Annotated in this window: 21 protein-coding genes; 9 read left to right on the top strand and 12 right to left on the bottom strand. The window is 63.0% G+C overall.

Translation table 11 applies throughout. The features are described 5' to 3' along the window. Nucleotides 1-225: 225 nt before the first annotated feature. Nucleotides 226-1,251, bottom strand: a complete 1,026-nt coding sequence (locus Mame_RS04810) for an ABC transporter substrate-binding protein (RefSeq protein WP_026173490.1) — start codon at nt 1,249-1,251, stop codon at nt 226-228. Nucleotides 1,252-1,281: 30 nt separating this feature from the next. Next, nucleotides 1,282-1,758: a DUF3830 family protein gene (locus Mame_RS04805; protein WP_018064885.1), complete on the bottom strand. Its 477-nt coding sequence runs from the start codon at nt 1,756-1,758 to the stop codon at nt 1,282-1,284. A gap of 307 nt (nt 1,759-2,065) precedes the next feature. Here Mame_RS04805 and Mame_RS04800 point away from each other — a divergent pair, with 307 nt between their 5' ends. Both Mame_RS04800 and Mame_RS04795 read left to right on the top strand, forming a co-directional pair. Next, a complete protein-coding gene (locus tag Mame_RS04800; RefSeq protein WP_026173491.1) occupies nt 2,066-2,677 on the top strand; it encodes a DsbA family protein in 612 nt (203 codons plus the stop codon). 76 nt (nt 2,678-2,753) lie between these two features. Then, on the top strand, nt 2,754-4,556 hold the full coding sequence (locus Mame_RS04795; RefSeq protein ID WP_018064887.1) for an adenine deaminase: 1,803 nt from the start codon (nt 2,754-2,756) through the stop codon (nt 4,554-4,556). Between the two features lie 28 nt (nt 4,557-4,584). Here Mame_RS04795 and Mame_RS04790 read toward each other — a convergent pair whose 3' ends face one another. The 3 genes from Mame_RS04790 to Mame_RS04780 form a co-directional block, all read right to left on the bottom strand. Next, the gene (locus Mame_RS04790) at nt 4,585-5,085 is read right to left on the bottom strand and encodes a ClbS/DfsB family four-helix bundle protein (RefSeq protein WP_018064888.1); all 501 of its coding nucleotides are present in this window, start codon (nt 5,083-5,085) and stop codon (nt 4,585-4,587) included. A gap of 82 nt (nt 5,086-5,167) precedes the next feature. Then, on the bottom strand, nt 5,168-5,884 hold the full coding sequence (locus tag Mame_RS04785; protein ID WP_018064889.1) for an SDR family NAD(P)-dependent oxidoreductase: 717 nt from the start codon (nt 5,882-5,884) through the stop codon (nt 5,168-5,170). Between the two features lie 9 nt (nt 5,885-5,893). Further along, nucleotides 5,894-6,811, bottom strand: a complete 918-nt coding sequence (locus Mame_RS04780) for an MBL fold metallo-hydrolase (RefSeq protein ID WP_018064890.1) — start codon at nt 6,809-6,811, stop codon at nt 5,894-5,896. A gap of 394 nt (nt 6,812-7,205) precedes the next feature. On the opposite strand from Mame_RS04780, the gene Mame_RS04775 reads away from it, so the two are divergent. Continuing rightward, nucleotides 7,206-7,901 carry a GntR family transcriptional regulator gene (locus Mame_RS04775; RefSeq protein WP_018064891.1) on the top strand — a complete coding sequence of 232 codons (696 nt, stop codon included), beginning with the start codon at nt 7,206-7,208 and terminating at the stop codon, nt 7,899-7,901. A 135-nt stretch (nt 7,902-8,036) separates the two neighbouring features. On the opposite strand, the gene Mame_RS04770 is transcribed toward Mame_RS04775, so the two are convergent. The 7 genes from Mame_RS04770 to Mame_RS04740 form a co-directional block, all read right to left on the bottom strand. Beyond that, a complete protein-coding gene (locus tag Mame_RS04770; protein WP_018064892.1) occupies nt 8,037-10,205 on the bottom strand; it encodes a malate synthase G in 2,169 nt (722 codons plus the stop codon). Nucleotides 10,206-10,621: 416 nt separating this feature from the next. After that, nucleotides 10,622-11,683 carry an aldo/keto reductase gene (locus Mame_RS04765; RefSeq protein WP_018064893.1) on the bottom strand — a complete coding sequence of 354 codons (1,062 nt, stop codon included), beginning with the start codon at nt 11,681-11,683 and terminating at the stop codon, nt 10,622-10,624. A 162-nt stretch (nt 11,684-11,845) separates the two neighbouring features. Next, the gene (gene hslU, locus Mame_RS04760; RefSeq protein ID WP_018064894.1) at nt 11,846-13,147 is read right to left on the bottom strand and encodes an ATP-dependent protease ATPase subunit HslU; all 1,302 of its coding nucleotides are present in this window, start codon (nt 13,145-13,147) and stop codon (nt 11,846-11,848) included. Nucleotides 13,148-13,160: 13 nt separating this feature from the next. Continuing rightward, nucleotides 13,161-13,664 (bottom strand): GNAT family N-acetyltransferase, encoded by a 504-nt coding sequence (locus tag Mame_RS04755; RefSeq protein ID WP_018064895.1) that lies wholly within the window; start codon nt 13,662-13,664, stop codon nt 13,161-13,163. Next, nucleotides 13,654-14,214: an ATP-dependent protease subunit HslV gene (hslV, locus tag Mame_RS04750; RefSeq protein WP_026173492.1), complete on the bottom strand. Its 561-nt coding sequence runs from the start codon at nt 14,212-14,214 to the stop codon at nt 13,654-13,656. The genes Mame_RS04755 and hslV overlap by 11 nt, the downstream gene beginning before the upstream one ends. Before the next feature lie 82 nt (nt 14,215-14,296). Then, nucleotides 14,297-14,725, bottom strand: coding sequence for a DMT family transporter (locus tag Mame_RS04745; RefSeq protein WP_018064897.1), 429 nt, complete (start codon nt 14,723-14,725; stop codon nt 14,297-14,299). Beyond that, nucleotides 14,722-15,201: a DMT family transporter gene (locus Mame_RS04740; RefSeq protein WP_018064898.1), complete on the bottom strand. Its 480-nt coding sequence runs from the start codon at nt 15,199-15,201 to the stop codon at nt 14,722-14,724. Before Mame_RS04740 ends, Mame_RS04745 begins: the two co-directional genes overlap by 4 nt. A gap of 141 nt (nt 15,202-15,342) precedes the next feature. Here Mame_RS04740 and hisB point away from each other — a divergent pair, with 141 nt between their 5' ends. Genes hisB through coaA form a run of 6 tightly spaced genes read left to right on the top strand, consistent with a single transcriptional unit; the run spans nt 15,343 to nt 19,508 of the window. Next, complete coding sequence (gene hisB / locus Mame_RS04735; RefSeq protein WP_018064899.1) at nt 15,343-15,951, top strand: imidazoleglycerol-phosphate dehydratase HisB; 609 nt, start codon at nt 15,343-15,345, stop codon at nt 15,949-15,951. A gap of 23 nt (nt 15,952-15,974) precedes the next feature. Then, a complete protein-coding gene (hisH, locus tag Mame_RS04730; RefSeq protein ID WP_018064900.1) occupies nt 15,975-16,631 on the top strand; it encodes an imidazole glycerol phosphate synthase subunit HisH in 657 nt (218 codons plus the stop codon). 35 nt (nt 16,632-16,666) lie between these two features. Beyond that, nucleotides 16,667-17,395: a 1-(5-phosphoribosyl)-5-[(5-phosphoribosylamino)methylideneamino]imidazole-4-carboxamide isomerase gene (gene hisA / locus Mame_RS04725; RefSeq protein WP_026173493.1), complete on the top strand. Its 729-nt coding sequence runs from the start codon at nt 16,667-16,669 to the stop codon at nt 17,393-17,395. A gap of 1 nt (nt 17,396) precedes the next feature. Then, a complete protein-coding gene (gene hisF, locus Mame_RS04720; protein ID WP_018064902.1) occupies nt 17,397-18,179 on the top strand; it encodes an imidazole glycerol phosphate synthase subunit HisF in 783 nt (260 codons plus the stop codon). Between the two features lie 16 nt (nt 18,180-18,195). Next, nucleotides 18,196-18,519 (top strand): phosphoribosyl-ATP diphosphatase, encoded by a 324-nt coding sequence (locus tag Mame_RS04715; RefSeq protein WP_018064903.1) that lies wholly within the window; start codon nt 18,196-18,198, stop codon nt 18,517-18,519. Then, the gene (gene coaA, locus Mame_RS04710; protein WP_018064904.1) at nt 18,516-19,508 is read left to right on the top strand and encodes a type I pantothenate kinase; all 993 of its coding nucleotides are present in this window, start codon (nt 18,516-18,518) and stop codon (nt 19,506-19,508) included. Before Mame_RS04715 ends, coaA begins: the two co-directional genes overlap by 4 nt. The last annotated feature ends 175 nt before the right edge of the window (nt 19,509-19,683 follow it).

Here is a 19,683-nt window from a genome sequence, read left to right as displayed (position 1 = left end):
CCCTCACGGTTTGAAATGCTGCTTCACCCTCACTGCCCCTTTCGGGGCATCTCTCCCGCTGGCGGGAGAGAGTATTGGGAGCAAGCCGCCGGGCCAAATGCAATATCCCCCTTAAGGCGGGAGAGTAGTTGTTGAGAGGTGTGCGATCCAACCCAGATCCGCCACCCCGGCTCATGATTCACCCCGCACCCCGGCCAAGCCGGGATGCGGGACGGGCGCACCGCCTTATTGCGCGATTGCCTTGTTCCATTCGATGACCCAGTCGGCGCGATTGGCCTCGATCACTTCCGGATCGAAACGCAGCAGGCTTGCCACGCCTTCCTCGCCATAGGCGACGTCGGCGGCCACTTCGTCCGGCAATTCGGTCTTGGAATTGGTCGGCGTATAGCGCAGCGCCTCGGCGAAGCATGCCTGGGCCTCCGGCGAAAGCTCGATATCGATGAACTTCAGCGCCAGATCCTGATTGTCGCGACCGGCCACCAGATTGGCGGTGATGTAACTTGCCGGCGTGCCTTCGGCGCCCTGCTGGAACTTGATCGGAAGGCCGGCTTTTCTCAGCGTATAGGCGTAGTCGGAGGCATAGGGCGCCACGACAGTGCCGCCCTGGGCAAAGGCCTGCTGGATTTCCGGCGATTTCGAAACCACGAAGGCGCCGTTTTCAAGCATCGCCTTCACCGCGTCGAGCCCCGGTTGGATGTTGTCGAGATCGCCGCCGGCAACCTGGTTCAGCATCAGGAAGCCGAACAGGCCGTAGGTATTGGAGATATCGGTGAGCACCAGGCCCTCGGCAAGCGCCGGCTCCATCAGATCGGCCCAATTTGACGGCGCTTCGGAAAGCTCGTCGCTGTTGTAGAGCAGGCCGATGGCGGCGATCTGGTAGGCCGGGCCCTCGCCTTCCGCCATCTTCGCGCCGGCGAAGGGATAGAGATCGGCGGCGTTGGAAAGCTTCGCCGCATCGATCGGCGCGAGCAGGCCTTCCTTGGCGCCGACGATTTCCTGACCGCCGGAGAAATGGATCACGTCATATTGCGGCGCGTCCTTCTGGGCGCGAAGCTGGGCGAAGGCGTCCGCCGAATAGGCGGTGACGATCTTGACGTCGGCGCCGGTCTCGGCCGTGAACGGATCGATCACGCATTTGCGGTGCGCCTCCTCATAGGCGCCGCCGAAGGAATTGATGGTGATTTCCGCGGCGAAGGCGGGTACGGCGGTGAGGACCGAAGCACCGGCCAGCATTGCTGTAACAAGTTTCATGCTATTCCCTTCCTCTTGGTTATCGGTTGATCAGGCCAGGCGCCCGATCTCCACTTTCTTAGCGCCCTCGGTGCGGATCAGCCGGCACTGGGCCGCGACCGCCTCGAGATTTTCCGTCATCTTGCCGAAATAGGTGCAGGGTATCCACCCGGTCGGGCCGAATGTGCGCCCGCCGACGCCGTAGAACATGCCGATCTCCCAGAACTCGTCGGGATCGATCTTGAAGAAGTTCTTCGGCTGGTAGAACCACAGCAATTCGCCCGGCTCGGGCAGGATGGTCTGGTTTTCCGGCGGCAATTTGGTCGGGTCGAAATTGCGTGCCTCCTCGGGCAGGCCCATCATGATTTCGGGCCCGGAGAAGATCGCGTGGGTCGCCGGCCACTGGATCGGCTTTTCGAGCGCGCCCCACAGGGCGGCGCAGGTCTCGGGGGCATTGTCCCAATAAAGGGAAATTATGCCCTGAACATTGGCATCGATGAATTTGAGATAAAGTTTCCTGTCGCTCACAAATAGGCTCCCACTGATTTTACGGAACAGGAAACCGGAATTTCGCAAAGCCTGTCCAATTTCAATTTCACATGCGGCGATTAATTCTTTTTATCGATCTGTCGAACATTCCGACACGGAGGCGGCAACCCGATGAAAGCGTAGCCGGCAATCGCCGCGTCTTGTTTTTCGCCGACAGCCCGGATCAACTCGCGCGCCCCGACGCGCTCGCGCGAATGTGAGCGGACAGCTTGCCGATTTTCGGCATCGCCGCTTGCCTTGGCATATTTCGGGCGGTCTACTGCCGGAAGACAACGCGGAGATGAACATGATCGACAGACGCACGATTTTGACCGGAATGCTGGCTGCCGGCGGGCTTTCGGCCTTGCCTCTGCGGACTGCCCTTGCCCATGAGCCATCCCCGGAAGAGGTCTTCGCCGATCCGGCGGCCCCCGTGCTCGGCAATCCCGAGGGCGATGTGACGGTGGTCGAGTATTTCGATTTCCAGTGCACCTATTGCAAGCGCGACTATCCGATGATCCGCGACGTCGTGGCCAAGGACGGCAATGTCAAGCTGGTGATGAAGGACTGGCCGATCTTCGGGCCGGTCTCGGTCTATGCCGCCCAGGCGGTACAGGGCGCGGCGGCGCTTGGCGACTACGAGACCGCGCTCGACGCGCTGATGCGGGCCAATACCAGGCTGAGCCATGAAAAGGTCGAGGAAATCCTGACCGATGCCGGGCTCGATTTCGATGCGATTGCCGAAAGCGTCTCGAAAAACCAGGATGCGATCGGGGCCCTTCTCGACCGCAACTACCACCAGGCCGAAGCCTTCCAGTTCAACGGCACGCCGTCCTTCGTGATCGGACGGACGGTCTATCCGGGCGTTCTAGACCGCGCGCTTCTGGAAGAAGCCATCGCCAAGGCCCGCGCCGCGTAAACCGGCGCGATAAGGGGCTGGACCGTCAGCCAACAGGCCTATAGCCTCGCGGGTTCAAACAGCATGAGAGCCGAGCATGAGCACACTGACCCGCTTTTCCGTTGCCCCCCTTTCCGACATGACCCGAAAGCTCGCCGATGTCGCCTCCGGCCGCGCCGATCCCGATCTGGTGATCGCCGGCGCGCGGGTGCTGTCGACCTATAGCGAGCGGATCCTCGACGACCGGGAAATCTGGCTTTCCGGCGGACGGATCGCCGCCGTGAAGCCCGCCGGCAGCTATCAGGGCCGCCTGGCCGCAAGCTATGACGTCAACGGCGGCATCATCGCCCCCGGCCTCGTCGACCCGCATCTGCATATCGAGAGCAGCATGGTGACGGCCTGCGCCTATGCCGAGGCGGCGCTTTTGAACGGCACCACCACGATCTTCTGCGACAGCCACGAGATCGGCAATGTCATGGATGTCGCCGGCGTCGAGGCGATGCTGGAGGATGCCCGCCAGGCCCCGCTTTCGATCTACCTGACCGTGCCCTCCACCGTGCCGGCGACATCCGCCGCGATGGAAACCGCCGGCGGCGACCTGACGCCGGACAAGATCGCCGCGATCTTCGACAAATGGCCGGAGGCGCTGGCGCTTGGCGAAAAGATGGATTTCGTGCCTGTTGCCATGAGCGACGAGCGCTCGCATGCGATCATCGCCGAGGCGCTGAAACGCGGCCGGCCGGTCTCCGGCCATGTCTATGGCCGCGATTTCGTGGCCGCCTATGCCGCAGCCGGCGTGACCGACACCCATGAGGCGATCGACCGCGAGATCGCCAACGACCTGCTGGAGGCCGGCGTCTGGATCTTCCTGCGCGGCGGCCCGCCGACCACGCCATGGCATTCGCTGCCGGAAGCGATCAAGGCGATTACCGAACTCGGCGCTTCCCACAAGCGCGTGGCGGTGTGCACTGACGACCGCGATGCCGACGATCTTTTGATGTTCGGACTGGATTGGGTGACGCGCCAGGCGGTGAAGGCCGGGATGAAACCGGAACAGGCCTGGGCCATGGGCTCGCTCCACGGCGCCACCCGCTTCGGCCTCGGCGACGAGATCGGCGGGCTCGGCGGCGGCAGGCGGGCCGATCTGGTGCTGCTCGACGATACACTGCAGCCGATCAACACCTGGTATGGCGGCGAACTGATGGTCGAGGACCGCAAGGTGACTGCGACGCTCGATGAAGCGCTGTCGGAACGCTGGCGCTATCCCGATGCCGCCTATCACACCGTCAAGCTGCCGAAAGACGTGAAGCTCATCCCCGAGCTGCCGGTCGAGCGCGTCAAGGCGCACTGCATCCGCACCGAACTGCCGGGGATCATGGCGGTTCACGAGGTCATCGAGCTGGAACCGGCCAATGACTGGCAGAGCCATTTCGACCGCCACGATCTCTGCTTCGTCGCCGTGGTCGAGCGTCACGGCAAGTCCGATGGCAATGTCGCCCATGGCCTGTTGTCGAATTTCTCGCTGAAGCGCGGCGCGGTCGCCTCCTCGGTCGGCCATGACAGCCACAACATCATCGTCGCGGGCACCAACGAGGCCGACATGCAGGCGGCGGTACGCGCGATCGAGGAAAAACAGGGCGGCGTCTGCGTGGTTGCCGACGGCAAGGTCCGCGCCATGGTGGAACTGCCGATCGCGGGACTTCTGTCCGACAAGCGCGTTCACGACGTGGCCGACGACCTGCGCGTGCTGAAGCTCGCCTGGGAAGACGCCGGTTGCTCGATCCCCTATATGGGCTTCAACCTGATCCCGCTTTCCGTGATCCCCGAAATCCGGATCACCGACAAGGGACTGGTGCTGGTGCCGGAGATGGAAATCGCGGCGCTTTTCGAGCCGGCTTAAAACCCGCACAACGAGCGACGCGAGACGCCTATCGCGCAGCCTTCAACGCCTTGCGGATATAACTGTTCGCAGACCGGAAATGGGATGGTCCGGTGGCTTCGGCATACCGGCCCAGCGTCCACTTTCCGGTCCAGGCGTGAACGCCATCGGTATACAGTTCGTGATCATCGCGAGCGACGATAAACGACCGCAACCTGTCACAGGCAGCGTCGAATGCCGACAGCAGGTCGGGCCAGGGCGTTTCGTCGCCCTTCGCATAAACCGGCGTGTTATAGGCCTTGAGCTGGTTCCACTTGTAGCCCTTGGCCGGCACGAACACCTCCCGGCCCGCAATGCCATCTTCATACCAGCGATGGAACATGCCCATCCAATGGGTGCGGTGCGCGATGACGCCCTTGATCGTGACGGCGTCATCAGGCGCGGACAAGGTCGACATTTCTTCATCGACCGCCTTGAGCGTCTTTTTCAGTTTCGCAAGGTCCTTGTCAAAGACCGCGAGCAATTCGGATTTGTTCGTGGCTGCTGGCATGGTTCACTACTAGCGAGACGGATGGACCATGCCTTGATTCCGGTCAAACAGGGAACTCTGGCGAAACGCCGCGTTGAAAGGCTTACCCGACCGTCACGCCGCCGCAGACGAACAGGGTCTGGCCGGTGACGAAGCTTGCGCGCTGATCGCAGAAGAAGCTGACGGCGTTGGCGACGTCCTCCGGCGTGCCCATGCGGCCGACCGGAATGGCATCGGTGATCGCCTTGGTCTTCGGCGCATCGGGCGGGTTGTTCTGCCAGAAGGCGGTGGTCGCGATCGGGCCTGGGGCGACGCAGTTGACGGTGATGCCGGCACCGCCGAGTTCCAGCGCCCAGGTGCGCGCCATCGATTGCGCCGCACCCTTGGTGGCGCTGTAAAGCGTGCGGTCGAGCTTGCCCTTGGTGACGCGGCTGGTGTTGAACACGATCCGCCCGCCGCCATGGCGCTTCATCTCCGGCACCACGATCTGGGCGCAGATGATCGCGGTCCTGAGGTTGAGGTTCATCAGCCGCTCGAAATCCTCGAGCTTCACCTCTTCCAGTGGAGCGGGCGCGACCAGCCCGACATTATTGACGAGGCAGGTGACCTTGTGCCGCGCGACAATCGCGCCAACCGCCGCCCTGGCGGCCTCAACATCCAGAAGGTTCACCAGCGCGGCATCGGCGCGCAGCGATTCGACCTCCGGCTCGACGACATCAAGCACGAAGACGCGAAAACCGTCCTGTTGCAGCCTGAGCGCAATCGCCTGGCCGATATTGCGACCGCCGCCGGTGACGATCGCGCAAATCTCATCATTCATGGTGTGGTCTCACTTCAATGGCGGCAGCAGGCGCGGATTGACCGGCTCGGCGTGGAACCGGTAGGTGCCGTCGTCCGCCCGCACCATCCGCCCCAGCCCCGGATAGGGAAAATGATAGCCGTGGTAGCGGATATTCTCGTCGACGACCTTTTTGAAGATCGCCGCCTTGGCATCGGCGCCCATCTGGGGATCGCTGTCGTAATCCATGTGGAAGAACCATGCGGGATGGTAGGGATCATAGATCTGGTGATGGGCGAGATCGCCGGTAAAGATCACCTTCTCGCCCTCACTTTCGAACAGATAGGCGCACTGGCCGGAACTGTGGCCGGCCGCCGACAGCGTCGTCACGCCAGGCAGGATGGCGTCGCCGATGTCGAAGAGCTTGAGCCGGTCGCGATAGGGCGCGACGGCTTCGAGCGTGCCGGCCGTCCAGGCGTTGCGGAAGTCGTTGCGTTGAAGGTTGGCCTCGTCGGTCCATTCCTCCCAGTCGGTTTTCGGCGCGTAAAGCGTGGCATTGGGAAAGGCCGGTGCGCCATCGGGCAGGATCAGGCCGAAGGAATGATCGGGGTGAAGATGGGTCAGCAACACGGTATCGACATCGGCCGGATCGATGCCGGCGGCCTTCATGTTTTCCATGAGACGGCCCATCTGGTCGCCGAACATCGTCGAGGTCTGGCCCATGCCGGCATCGATCAGGATAAGACGGTCGCCGGCATTGACCACGACCGGGTTCAGATCCATCGGAATATGATCCGCCGGCAGAAGATATTCGCGTTGCAGCCGCGCCATTTCCGCCGGATCGGCATTGGGGAAAATGCCCTCATAGCCGTGATGGATATAGCCATCCCAGATGGCGGTGCATTCCAGCGCGCCAATGTTGAACCTGTGCCATCCGGCATTCTGCGATTTGAGACGCTTGGCGACCATTCTTTTTCCTCCCGTGATTATCGCGCACCCTTTCCGGCGATGGATACCGCTAACGGAAACGAGCAAGTCTCCTGTCGTACCGTATTACGGTAATAATGTACAGAGGGCTCGGAGGACATTCCGCTGGACATTACTCTAGTCAGGGCGCTGCCGTGGTTTCCCCGCAATGATCGCCGCCGACGCAGGGTCGATTGACCGGATGGACCGCAATCGCGGATGGCGCGGTGACAGGATCGATGGTATTACTGTCATATCATATCAGTGAATAACGGCGAAAGCCGGAACGCGCGGCTCGCGTCCTCCGGCAAATCTTGGTAAACCGGACCGAACGCCCAGGCGGTCCGGTGAGGAACGTCCCTCCCGGCAGACACCGGAACGAATATCGGAGAGTAGCATGGCAGGTTCGACAGTCATTGCCCGCACGGCGGCCCCGCTTCGCCAGCAGGTGGTGCGTCTTGTTCGCGAGGACATTCTCGAAGGCGGGCTGGTGCCCGGCCAGCGCCTGATCGAGAGCGCGCTGTGCGAGACCTATGGCGTTTCGCGCACCGTGATCCGCGAGGCGCTGCGCCAGCTCGAATCGGAGCACTTGATCAGCGTCGTGCCCAATCTCGGCCCGATCGTGACGGTGCTCACCGAAAAAGAAATCCGCTCGATCTATGTCGTGCGCGCGGCCCTTGAAGGGCTTGCCGGCCGGCTTTTCGCCGAAAACGCCACGGACAGCCAGTGCGCCAAGCTGAAGAAGCTCGGCGACCGGCTCGACAAGGAATACCGCAAGGGCAATATCGAAAGCCGCGAGCATATCAAGGCCGAGTTCTACACCCTGCTCACCGAAGGCAGCGACAATGCCGTGCTGGCCGAAAGCCTCAGCAGCATGCATGCCCGCATCGCCATGTTTCGCCGCTTTGCCTTCGTCGATGAAAGCCGGATCGAGCCCTCGATCGCCGAACTCGAAACCATCATCAATGCCGCCGCCGTTACCCGCGACGGCGATGCCGCGGCGGCGGCCTGCGAACACCACATCCAGCTCGCCGGCGAACTGGCGATCGCCGAATACATGAAGCGCAACAAGGCGATCCTGTCGGAAGGATAACGCAGCCGGAGGGCGTTCCCGGCGACGGAACCGCCAGCCACTGTCGCGACATCTCCCCTCCGGGGCGAGAAGAACTTTGGGGCCATGCGGCATGGCACAGCCCCTTTATTTACGTTTTGCGGATCGGCCCGCCCCTCAGCCCGCGTCCTTCGCCTTCCGCTCCAAACGGCGTTTGTGCAGCACCGGCTCGGTGTAGCCGTTCGGCTGTTCGCGGCCCTTCAGCACCAGGTCGAGCGCGGCCTGGAAGGCGATGGATTCATCAAAGTGTCCGGCCATCGGGCGATAGAGCGGATCGCCCTCGTTCTGGCGGTCGACGACGGCGGCCATTTTCTTCATGGTCGCGACGATCTGGTCCTCGCTGACGACGCCGTGGTAGAGCCAGTTCGCCATGTGCTGGGAGGAGATGCGCAGCGTGGCGCGGTCTTCCATCAGGCCCACATCGTTGATGTCCGGCACCTTGGAGCAACCGACGCCCTGGTCGATCCAGCGCACGACGTAGCCGAGAATCCCTTGCGCATTGTTGTCGAGTTCGGCCTGGATTTCCTCCGGGCCCCAGTTCGGGCGCACCGCCACCGGGACGGAGAGGATATCCTTGAGGCTGGCGCGCGGGCGGTCCTTCAGCTTTTCCTGAACCTTCGCAACGTTAACGGCGTGGTAGTGGGTGGCGTGCAGCGTGGCCGCCGTCGGCGAGGGCACCCAGGCGGTGTTGGCGCCGGCCTTCGGCTGGGAAATCTTGGCTTCCAGCATAGCCGCCATCAGGTCCGGCATCGCCCACATGCCCTTGCCGATCTGGGCATGGCCCGCGAGGCCGCATTCCAGCCCGATATCGACGTTCCAGTCCTCATAGGCCGCGATCCAGGGTGCGCCCTTCATGTCGCCCTTGCGGATCATCGGACCGGCTTCCATCGAGGTATGGATCTCGTCGCCGGTGCGATCGAGGAAGCCGGTATTGATGAACACCACCCGGTCCTTCGCGGCGCGGATGCATTCCTTGAGGTTGACCGTGGTGCGGCGCTCCTCGTCCATGATCCCCATTTTCATCGTGTTCGGCTTCATGCCGACGATCTTTTCGACGCGACCGAACAGTTCCGATGCGAAGGCGACTTCCTCCGGACCGTGCATCTTCGGCTTGACCACATACATCGAGCCGGCGCGGGAATTCATGTGGCGGCCGTTTTCGCCAATGTCATAGAGCGCGATCAGCGCGGTGACGGCGGCATCCATGATGCCTTCCGGAACCTCGCGGCCATCGGCATCGAGGATCGCAGGGTTGGTCATCAGGTGGCCGACATTCCTGACCAGCATCAGCGAGCGGCCGGGCACCGTCTTCGGATTGCCATCCGGGCCGGTGAATTCGACATCGCCGGCAAGTTTGCGGGTGAACGTCCTGCCGTTCTTGGTGACCTCTTCCGTCAGGTCGCCCTTCATCAGGCCGAGCCAGTTGGAATAGGCGAGCACCTTGTCCTCGGCATCGACGGCGGCAACGGAATCCTCGCAATCCATGATCGCGGTGATGGCCGATTCGAGCGCGATATCGCCAATGCCCGCCGGGTCGTCCTTGCCGATCATGCTGTCGGGATCGACGAACACCAGCGCATGGAGGTTGTTGTTGACGAAATAGAGCCGGAAGGCGTCGCCGGCCTCATCCTTGAAGCCGGCATATTGGGCCGGGTCGGCAAGGCCGGTTTCGCCGGCTTCCGTCTTCACGATCAGCGCGCCGCCATCATAGCCGAAACCGGTGACATCGGCCCATTTGCCGCCTGCCAGCGGAAAATTGCTGTCGAGGAAATCCTTGGCCCAGGCGATGACCTTCGCCCCGCGCTTCGGGTTATAGCCCCTGCCCTTTTCCGCGCCGTCATCCTCGGCGATCGCATCCGTGCCGTAGAGCGCGTCATAGAGGGAGCCCCAGCGGGCGTTCGCCGCATTCAGCGCATAACGCGCGTTCATCACCGGCACGACGAGCTGGGGGCCGGCGATGGTGGTGATTTCCGGATCGACATTCTCGGTCTCGACGGCAAAGTCATCGCCTTCCGGCAGGATATAGCCGATCTCGCGCAGGAACGCCTCATAGGCCGCCATGTCGGAAGGCGCACCATTTTCCCTGTACCAGGCGTCGAGCTTTTCCTGCATCGCATCGCGCGTTTTCAGCAGCGCGCGGTTCTTCGGTGCAAGGTCACCGACGATCGCGGCGAAGCCCTCGAAAAAGGCGTCGGCGTCGACATTGGTGCCGGGCAGGACCTTTTCGGTCAGAAAATCATAAAGCGCCTTGTCATAGGCAAGGCCGTGTTTCTCGATGCGCGCCATGAAATCACCATCCCTCTGGCTGGAACTGTCATTGCCGCCACTCTAGCGGCAAAGGGCGCGGGGTCAATTCGGCATGAGTGCCAAATATTTTCTCCATTTGGGCATAAATGGCCGTCTCGCGAGGCCTCACCTTTACCAATCTCCCCTTTGAGCAGGGCTATCGCATATGGTCTCCCCGCATAGCCCCCTAATCTTCTCGCCCCGGAGGGGAGAGATGTCGCAACAGCGACAGTGAGGGGGGAGACTTTCCCCGCGAACGCCCTCACGGCTTGATACGCTGCGCCACCCTCACTGCCCCTTTCGGGGCATCTCTCCCGCCAGCGGGAGAGAGTATTGGGAGCAAGCTGCTACGCCATATGCGATGGCCCTGCCTCAAGGGGGGAGATTGAACGGAGGCTATGTGGTTATCCCCCGCCTTACTTCCCTTCCAGATAAGGCGCGATCAGCGCCAGATCGGCTTCGCCGAGGCGTTCGCTGGCCGAATTGCGCTGGTGCCAGTAGGGGTATTGCAGCCAGGGCTGGCTGACGGCGTCGAGGCGGCCGCGTTCCTCGTCGGTGAGCTTCAGGTCGGCGGCGGCGAGGTTGTCGCGGAACTGGTCTTCCGTGCGCCCGCCGATGATCACCGAGGTCACGCCCTTGCGCCCGAGCGTCCAGGCAAGCGCCACCTGGGCCGCCGAAACGCCGCGGGCATCGGCGATCTCCACCAGCGTGTCGATGATGGTCCACAGCCGCTCCTCGTCGCGGATCGGCGGCTCGGTCCAGCCGGCGAACTGGCGGGTGCCCTCGGGGGCCTTCTGGTTGCGGCGATGCTTGCCGGACAGAAGACCGCCCGCGATCGGGCTCCAGACCAGGATGCCGAGCCCCTGGTCGATGCTGATCGGCACCAGTTCGTTTTCGGCGTCGCGACTTTCGAGCGTGTAGTGGATCTGCTGGCTGACGAAGCGCTGGCGGTGCTCGCGTTCGGCAATGCCCAGCGCCTTCATGATATGCCAGCCGGAGAAATTCGAGCAGCCGACATAGCGAACCTTGCCATGGCGCACCAGCGTGTCGAGGGCCTCCATGGTTTCTTCCAGCGGGGTCAGCCCGTCCCATTCATGAACCTGGTAGAGGTCGATGACATCGGTCTTCAGGCGCTTCAGGCTGGCCTCGCAGGCGGCGATCAGGTGGTGGCGGGAAAGGCCGGCATCGTTCGGCCCGTCGCCCATGGCGAAGCGCGCCTTGGTCGCGATCATCATCTTGTCGCGGCGCGGCTTGTCCATGATCTCGCCGATGATTTCCTCGCACACGCCTTGCGAATAGGCGTCGGCCGTATCCATCAGATTGACGCCGGCGTCGATGCAGATGTCGACGAGACGCCTTGCGTCGTCAGCTCCGAGATCGCCCACCGTCTTCGCCCAGCCGACCCCGCCAAAGGTCATCGTGCCCATGGTGATGGTCGAGATTTTCAGGCCCGAACGGCCGAGCTGGCGATATTCCATGATGTTCCTCCGGGGTTGGAGCGCGGCGCGGGAACCCGCGTCGCTATATTACGAATTGGGTCTGGTGAAACTACGACGGAAGACCTGCCGCGCAAAGTCCGTCGGCCAAAAAAGGCGCTCACCGCAGGGTGAACGCCTCAGATGAAATAATGTTGCGGCAAGCTACAGAATATACCGCGACAGGTCGGTGTCCTGGGCCATGTCGCCGACATGCTTGCGGACATAGTCGCTGTCGATGGTCAACGCCTGGCCGGACTGGTCGGGGGCGGTGAAGGAGATTTCGTCCAGCACCCGCTCCATCACCGTCTGCAGCCGGCGCGCGCCGATGTTTTCGACGGTGGCGTTGAGATGCACCGCCACATCGGCGAGCGAATCGATCGCGTCCTCGGTGAAGTCGAGCGAGACTTCCTCGGTTTCCATCAGCGCCTTGTACTGGCGGATCAGGCTTGCCTCGGTTTCCGTCAGGATGCGGCGGAAATCCTCCTTGGTCAGCGCCTGCAGTTCGACGCGGATCGGCAGGCGGCCCTGAAGCTCCGGCAGGAGGTCGGAGGGCTTGGAGACGTGGAACGCGCCGGACGCGATGAACAGGATATGGTCGGTCTTGATCGGGCCGTATTTGGTGGCAACCGTCGTGCCTTCGACCAGCGGCAACAGGTCGCGCTGCACGCCCTCGCGGGAGACGCCCGCGCCCATGCGGCCATCGCCGGCGGCGATCTTGTCGATCTCGTCGAGGAACACGATGCCGTCTTCCTGCACAAGGCGCACGGCCTCGCGCTGAATGACCTCGTCATCGAGCAGCTTGTCGCTCTCGTCGCGGACCAGGTCGTCATGGGAAGCCTTGACCGTGGTGCGGACCTTCTTGGTCTTCTGCTGCTTGCCGAACATTTCGGAAAGGTTCAGCACGCCGATATTCGCGCCGGGCATGCCCGGGATTTCGAAGCCTCCCATGCCGGAACCGGTATCGTTGATCTCGATGTCGATTTCCTTGTCATCGAGTTCGCCGGAGCGCAGTTTTTTACGGAACGAGTCACGGGTGGCGGGCGAGGCGGTCTTGCCGACCAGCGCGTCGAGCACGCGTTCCTCGGCATTGGCATGGGCCTTAGCCTGCACTTCCTGACGCTTCTTCTCGCGCACCAGAACGAGGCCGATTTCGACGAGGTCGCGGATGATCTGCTCGACATCGCGGCCGACATAGCCGACCTCGGTGAACTTGGTGGCCTCGATCTTGATGAAGGGCGCGCCGGCGAGTTTGGCGAGCCGTCGCGAAATCTCGGTCTTGCCGACGCCGGTCGGGCCGATCATCAGGATGTTCTTCGGCATCACCTCGTCGCGCAGGTCATCGGGAAGCTGCTGGCGGCGCCAGCGGTTGCGAAGCGCAATCGCGACGGCGCGCTTGGCGTCGTGCTGGCCGATGATGTGGCGGTCGAGCTCGGAAACGATCTCGCGGGGGGAAAAATTGGTCATCTGTCACTGCTCCTCAAGGATCGCGGGCCATCAGCAGCGCCGGACCGCTTGTCATGCTGAAAGTTCCAAGCCGGACGAAGCCGGCCTTCTCGTAAGCGCGGATCGCCGCCGCGTTGTCGGGATGCGGATCGACGAGCACACGGCTTGCGCCGTCATTCAATGCCCGCTCCGCCATGGCCGAAACCAGCCGTGTGCCGAGGCCCTTGCCGATCTTGTCGGCGGGTCCGATGAACTGGTCGATGCCGAAGGTGCCCATGGGCTGGCTCTCGAGCGCCGGCTCGTTGTCGCGCTCATGATCGAGATCGCAAAGCTGGATATAGCCGAACGGCACGTCATCCAGCAGCACGACGAAGGGCGAGACCGTGGGGTCGTCGATATGGGACCGCATCTGCTCGACCTGTCTTTCCGCACGGTGCCACCATGCGGCGACATGCGGCTCCGCGAGCCAGCGGGCCATCATCTCGAGATCATCCTCGGCAAGCGGGCGGAAGCCTATGACGCCATCGCTATGCGGCATCCAGCGTTTCCACGATGATGTTGCCATTGGTATAGACGCAGATCTGCGAGGCGATTTCCATGGCCCGGCGGGCGACGTCTTCGGCGGACTTGTCGCCATCCATCAGGGCGAGCGCCGCCGAAAGCGCGTAATTGCCGCCCGACCCGATTGCCATGACGCCCTGTTCGGGTTCCAACACATCGCCATTGCCAGTGACGGCAAGCGTGATGTCCTTGTCGGCGACCAGCATCATCGCTTCGAGATTGCGCAGATATTTGTCGGTGCGCCAGTCTTTGGCAAGCTCGACGCAGGCGCGCATCAACTGGTCGGGATATTGCTCCAGCTTGCGCTCCAGCCGCTCCAGCAGGGTGAAGGCATCGGCGGTGGCGCCTGCGAAACCGGCAATGACATTGCCGTTCTTGCCGATGCGGCGGACCTTGCGGGCATTGCCCTTCATCACCGTCTGGCCGAGCGAGACCTGTCCGTCGCCGGCCATCACCACCTTGCCATCCTTGCGCACGGTGATGATGGTGGTGGCATGCATGGTGCCGAAGGGATTGTGTTCGCTCATGATCAAAAACCTCACTTGCGGCCCATCGGGACGGGCCTTTCCGGCTCCCTATGTAGGCAGCCATGCCACATTTGCAATCCGCTCAGGCTCTCGGACGGGCCTGCGCCAGAAGAATGCCGGCCAGAATAAGCGCGAGACCGGAGAACCGCAGCACCGGCGAGGCCGTCACCCCCTCCGCCATATCCATCGCCGCGCCGGCGATCATCTGGCCGCCGATGATCAGCACGGCGGTGTTGACCGCGCCGATCTTCGGGATCACCCACGAGCCGGCGGCGACGAAGATGACGCCAAGCGGTCCGCCGAGCCAGGCATAGGGCGGGATATCGGCAAGCGATGATGGCCACAGCCCGCCGAGCGCAAGCAGTACCGCGCTCATGACGATGAACCCGACCAGATGGTTGTAGAAAGAGGACGTCATCGGCGAGGTGGAGAGGCTGAGGCGCCCGTTGACCTGCCGGCTGAGGATCACCAGAACCCCGGTGACGATGGCATAGATGATCGCCGCGATCATGCCGTGGCCCCCGCCATGATGACCAGCAGGCCGCCGGCCAGAATCAGCGCCACCACAACCAGATCGCGCCGGTCGAGCCTGCGCGCCGGCAGGCCGAAAAAGCCCCAATAGTCCGCGGCCAACGAAAACAGCACCTGGCTGGCAAGCCCGATCGCGATCGCGCCGGAAAGCGCCAGCGGCGAGTTGACGGCCAGCGCCGCGCACACAACGGTTGCCGCGCCGAACACGCCACCGAGATAGGCCCACCAGGGGATCGAAGGCTTCGCCTCGACCGCGCCTGCCCGCTTCCTGAGGCCCAGAAGCCCGAGCAGCGCGATCGACACCACCGTGCCGGTGGCATGGGCCGTCCAGGAGGCGAACATCGCATTGCTGTAAAAGCTCATGACCGCGTTCAGATGGGTCATCATCGCCAGCACGCAGCCGGAGGCGAAGGCGGCGATGAAATAAAGCAAAGCGGGGCGTTGGGCGGCGGGCATGAGAAGGGCTTTCAATGACGATTGCTCCTCCCTTAGCCGAGAATGGGCGCGCAAGAAACACGCCCGCTTTTCTTTTGCGCTTCCGGACCCTGCCTGATAAGAAACGCCCATTATCCCGTTTCGATGGAGGCATCAGGCATTATGGCCGCTCAGACCGAAGCCCGCCGCGCAGAAATTTCGCGCAAAACCAATGAAACCGCCGTGTCGGTATCCGTCAATGTCGACGGCACCGGCGAAGCGCGGATTGCGACCGGTATCGGCTTCTTCGACCATATGCTCGACCAGCTTTCCCGCCATTCCCTGATCGACATGACGATCGAGGCCAAGGGCGATCTGCATGTCGATGACCACCACACCGTGGAGGATGTCGGCATCGCCATCGGCCAGGCGCTGGCAAGAGCGCTCGGCAATCGCGCCGGCGTGACCCGCTACGCCTCGATCGATCTTGCCATGGACGAGACCATGACCAAGGCGGCGCTCGACCTTTCCGGCCGGCCGTTCCTGGTCTGGAACGTCACCTTCCCGAGCGAGAAGATCGGCACATTCGATACCGAGCTGATGCGCGAATTCTTCCACGCGCTCGCCCAGAATGCCGGCATCACGCTGCATGTGCTCAATCACTATGGCGCCAACAGCCACCACATTGCCGAGACCTGTTTCAAGGCGGTGGCGCGGGCCTTGCGCGCGGCCGCCGAGATCGATCCCCGTCAGGAGGGCCGCGTGCCGTCCACCAAGGGCATGCTGGCCTGAGGGCATAACACCGGAATGAAACCATGACCCAGACAGTCGCGATCATCGACTATGGTTCGGGAAACCTGCGTTCGGCCACCAAGGCGTTCGAGCGCGCCGCCCGCGAGAGCGGCGCGGATGCGGAAATCGTGCTGACCGACAAGGCCGAGGTAGTGGCAAACGCCGACCGCATCGTGCTGCCGGGCGTCGGCGCCTATGCCGATTGCCGCGCCGGCCTTGCCGCCGTCGACGGCATGGCCGAGGCGATCCGCGAGGCGGTGGAGGCGAAGGCGCGCCCCTTCCTCGGCATCTGCGTAGGCATGCAGCTGATGTCGGAGCGCGGGCTGGAGAAGACCACCTCGAAAGGCTTCGGCTGGATCGCCGGCGATGTCGTGCCGATCACGCCCGCAGACCCAGAACTCAAGATCCCGCAGATCGGCTGGAACACGCTGACGCTGACAACGCCCCACCCGCTTTTCGCCGGCATCGAAACGGGCGAGACCGGCCTCCACGCCTATTTCGTGCACTCCTATCACCTTGCCGCGAAGAGACCGGAACAGGTGATCGCCACCACCGATTACGGCGGCCCCGTCACCGCCTTCGTCGCCGACGGCAACAAGGCCGGCAGCCAGTTCCACCCGGAAAAGAGCCAGACCCTCGGCCTCAAGCTGATCGCCAATTTTCTGACGTGGGCGCCCTGAGGCTGCCCCGCACCAATTCGAAAGACCGAAACCAGATGATTCTTTTCCCCGCAATCGACCTGAAAGACGGCCAGTGCGTGCGCCTGAAGCTTGGCGACATGGCGCAGGCGACGATCTATAATCCCGATCCGGCGGCGCAGGCCAAGGCCTTCGAGGATCAGGGGTTTTCGTGGCTGCATGTGGTCGACCTCAACGGCGCGTTCGCGGGTGAAACGGTGAATGGCGCGGCGGTCGACGCGATCCTGAAGGCGACGAAGAACCCGGTACAGCTTGGCGGCGGTATCCGCTCGCTGGAGCATATCGAGAACTGGCTGTCGAAGGGTCTTGCCCGCGTCATTCTCGGCACCGTGGCGGTGCGCGATCCCGAACTGGTGAAGGCAGCCTGCAAGGCGTTTCCAGGCCAAGTCGCCGTCGGCATCGACGCGCGCGGCGGCAAGGTGGCGGTCGAAGGCTGGGCGGAGGCCTCCGAGCTTGAGGTGGTCGAGCTTGCCAAACGCTTCGAGGGCGCGGGCGTCGCCGCGATCATCTACACCGATATCGACCGCGACGGTATTCTGACCGGCATCAACTGGGACGCCACGCTGGCGCTCGCAGCCGCCGTCGAAATCCCCGTCATCGCCTCCGGCGGCCTCGCCTCGATGGACGATATCGCCCGGATGACGAAGCCGGACGCGCAGACCCTCGAAGGCGCAATCTCCGGCCGCGCACTCTACGATGGCCGGATCGACCCGGCGGAAGCGCTTCAGATGCTGAAAGGCCTGTAACATGACCCTCAAAGCCCGCGTCATACCCTGTCTCGACGTCAAGGACGGTCGGGTCGTCAAGGGGGTCAACTTTGTTGATCTGATCGATGCCGGCGATCCGGTGGAGGCTGCGGAGGCCTATGATGCGGCGGGCGCGGATGAGCTCTGCTTTCTCGACATCACCGCCACTTCCGACAATCGCGAGACCATCTTCGACGTTGTGACCCGCACCGCCGAGCATTGCTTCATGCCGCTGACCGTAGGCGGCGGGGTGCGCACGGTGGCCGATATCCGCAAGCTGCTGCTCTGCGGGGCCGACAAGGTGTCGATCAATTCGGCGGCGGTGAAGAACCCGGATTTCGTGGCCGAAGCCGCCGACAAGTTCGGCAATCAGTGCATCGTGGTGTCGATCGATGCCAAGCGGCGCGAAACGCCGGCGGGCGAAGGCGACAGCGCCTGGGAAATCTTCACCCATGGCGGCCGCCAGCCGACCGGCATCGACGCGGTGAAATTTGCGAAGAAGGTCGTCGCTCTCGGCGCGGGCGAGATCATGCTGACCTCGATGGATCGCGACGGCACCAAGGCTGGCTACGATCTCGAACTGACCCGTACGCTTGCCGATGCGGTTTCCGTGCCGGTGATCGCGTCGGGCGGCGTCGGCACGCTCGATCATCTGGTGGAAGGCATCCGCGATGGCCACGCCACCGCCGTTCTGGCTGCGTCAATTTTTCACTTCGGCACCTATTCCATAGGCGAGGCGAAACAGTATATGGCTGACAGCGGGATTGCCGTCAGGCTCGACTGACGGCAAAGGAGAGGACATGTCAGAATTCACGCTTGCCGATCTGGAGGCAATTGTCGGAACCCGCGCAGCGGCTTCGCCCGAGGAAAGCTGGACCGCCAAACTGGTTGCCAGCGGACAGCGCAAGGCTGCCAAGAAGCTGGGCGAGGAAGCCGTCGAAGCGGTGATCGCGGCGATTGCCGAAGACAGACAGAACCTTGTCGAGGAAAGCGCCGACGTGCTGTTCCATCTTCTCGTGGTTCTGAAGATCGCCGGCATCCCGCTCTCCGACGTCATGGATGAGCTTGCCCGACGCACAGGTCAGTCCGGCCTCGCCGAGAAGGCAGGACGCACGTCGTCATGATCGCCGGTTTCGAGGAAACGCTTGTCGCGGACGGTGATGGTTCCGGCACAACGGTCTCGCCCTACCGCTTCTTTACCGCCGAGGAATGGTCGCATTTCCGCGCTGACACGCCGTTGACGCTGACGGCGGAGGAGGTGCGCAAGCTCCGCTCGCTGAACGACCCGATCGAGCTGGAAGAGGTGCGGCGCATCTACCTGTCGCTGTCGCGGCTGCTGTCGAGCCATGTCGAATCCTCGCAGATGCTGTTCCGCCAGCGCGGCCGGTTCCTCAATTTCGGCGAGGCGGACGCCAAGACCCCCTTCATCATCGGCGTCGCCGGCCCCGTTGCGGTCGGCAAGTCGACCACGGCGCGCCTGCTGAAGCAGCTCCTCGCCCGCTGGCCGTCGAGCCCCAAGGTCGATCTCGTTACCACCGACGGTTTTCTCTATCCCAATGCCGTGCTGGAGATGGAAGGGCTGATGCGGCGCAAGGGCTTTCCCGAAAGCTTCGACACCGCCGCGATCCTGCGCTTCCTCTCGGCGATCAAGGCCGGCATGCCGAATGTGAAGGCGCCGCTCTATTCGCATCTGAGCTATGACGTGCTGCCCGGCGACTTCGTCACCGTCGACCGTCCCGATATCTTGATCTTCGAGGGCATCAACGTGCTGCAGGCCCGCGACCTGCCGGCCGGTGGGCGGATGGTGCCGATGGTATCGGATTTCTTCGACTTCTCGATCTATATCGACGCCAGCACCGACCTCATCCACCACTGGTATGTCGAGCGCTTCATGAAGCTGCGCCAGACCGCCTTCCGCGACCCGGCCTCCTATTTCCATCGCTATGCGCTGCTGACCGAAGAGGACGCGCTGTCGACGGCGGAGGATCTCTGGAACAACATCAACATGAAAAACCTCGTCGAAAACATCCTCCCCACCCGCCCGCGCGCCGACCTGATCCTGCGCAAGGGCCGCGATCATCTGGTGGAAACGGTCGCGCTCAGAAAGCTCTGAGCGCGACCGCAGGATAGCTGACAAACCCTTGGATACGCAGATCAATACCTTCGCTGGCGTACCCCACAGGGGTCATGCTCGGACTTGATCCGAGCATCCAGGCGGCTTAAGCCATTGAATTTCAGAAACTATTGCGAACCCTTGCCGCGTTGCCTGGATCCTCGTGTCAAGCACG

This window comes from Martelella mediterranea DSM 17316 (assembly GCF_002043005.1).
GTDB lineage: Bacteria > Pseudomonadota > Alphaproteobacteria > Rhizobiales > Rhizobiaceae > Martelella > Martelella mediterranea.
The sequence above is the reverse complement of the archived record's forward strand: the minus strand, read 5'-3'. Positions and strand labels throughout refer to the sequence as shown.

Excerpts from the sequence above, each read along its gene's own strand:
- Mame_RS04715 (WP_018064903.1), top strand. The coding sequence starts at position 18,196 with ATGTCAGAATTCACGCTTGCCGATCTGGAGGCAATTGTCGGAACCCGC.
- Mame_RS04795 (WP_018064887.1), top strand. The coding sequence starts at position 2,754 with ATGAGCACACTGACCCGCTTTTCCGTTGCCCCCCTTTCCGACATGACC.
- Mame_RS04780 (WP_018064890.1), bottom strand. The coding sequence starts at position 6,811 with ATGGTCGCCAAGCGTCTCAAATCGCAGAATGCCGGATGGCACAGGTTC.
- Mame_RS04775 (WP_018064891.1), top strand. The coding sequence starts at position 7,206 with ATGGCAGGTTCGACAGTCATTGCCCGCACGGCGGCCCCGCTTCGCCAG.
- Mame_RS04755 (WP_018064895.1), bottom strand. The coding sequence starts at position 13,664 with ATGCCGCATAGCGATGGCGTCATAGGCTTCCGCCCGCTTGCCGAGGAT.
- Mame_RS04740 (WP_018064898.1), bottom strand. The coding sequence starts at position 15,201 with ATGCCCGCCGCCCAACGCCCCGCTTTGCTTTATTTCATCGCCGCCTTC.
- Mame_RS04745 (WP_018064897.1), bottom strand. The coding sequence starts at position 14,725 with ATGATCGCGGCGATCATCTATGCCATCGTCACCGGGGTTCTGGTGATC.
- hisA (WP_026173493.1), top strand. The coding sequence starts at position 16,667 with ATGATTCTTTTCCCCGCAATCGACCTGAAAGACGGCCAGTGCGTGCGC.
- Mame_RS04785 (WP_018064889.1), bottom strand. The coding sequence starts at position 5,884 with ATGAATGATGAGATTTGCGCGATCGTCACCGGCGGCGGTCGCAATATC.
- Mame_RS04800 (WP_026173491.1), top strand. The coding sequence starts at position 2,066 with ATGATCGACAGACGCACGATTTTGACCGGAATGCTGGCTGCCGGCGGG.
- hisB (WP_018064899.1), top strand. The coding sequence starts at position 15,343 with ATGGCCGCTCAGACCGAAGCCCGCCGCGCAGAAATTTCGCGCAAAACC.
- coaA (WP_018064904.1), top strand. The coding sequence starts at position 18,516 with ATGATCGCCGGTTTCGAGGAAACGCTTGTCGCGGACGGTGATGGTTCC.
- Mame_RS04770 (WP_018064892.1), bottom strand. The coding sequence starts at position 10,205 with ATGGCGCGCATCGAGAAACACGGCCTTGCCTATGACAAGGCGCTTTAT.
- hisF (WP_018064902.1), top strand. The coding sequence starts at position 17,397 with ATGACCCTCAAAGCCCGCGTCATACCCTGTCTCGACGTCAAGGACGGT.
- hslU (WP_018064894.1), bottom strand. The coding sequence starts at position 13,147 with ATGACCAATTTTTCCCCCCGCGAGATCGTTTCCGAGCTCGACCGCCAC.
- Mame_RS04790 (WP_018064888.1), bottom strand. The coding sequence starts at position 5,085 with ATGCCAGCAGCCACGAACAAATCCGAATTGCTCGCGGTCTTTGACAAG.
- Mame_RS04810 (WP_026173490.1), bottom strand. The coding sequence starts at position 1,251 with ATGAAACTTGTTACAGCAATGCTGGCCGGTGCTTCGGTCCTCACCGCC.
- Mame_RS04765 (WP_018064893.1), bottom strand. The coding sequence starts at position 11,683 with ATGGAATATCGCCAGCTCGGCCGTTCGGGCCTGAAAATCTCGACCATC.
- hslV (WP_026173492.1), bottom strand. The coding sequence starts at position 14,214 with ATGAGCGAACACAATCCCTTCGGCACCATGCATGCCACCACCATCATC.
- hisH (WP_018064900.1), top strand. The coding sequence starts at position 15,975 with ATGACCCAGACAGTCGCGATCATCGACTATGGTTCGGGAAACCTGCGT.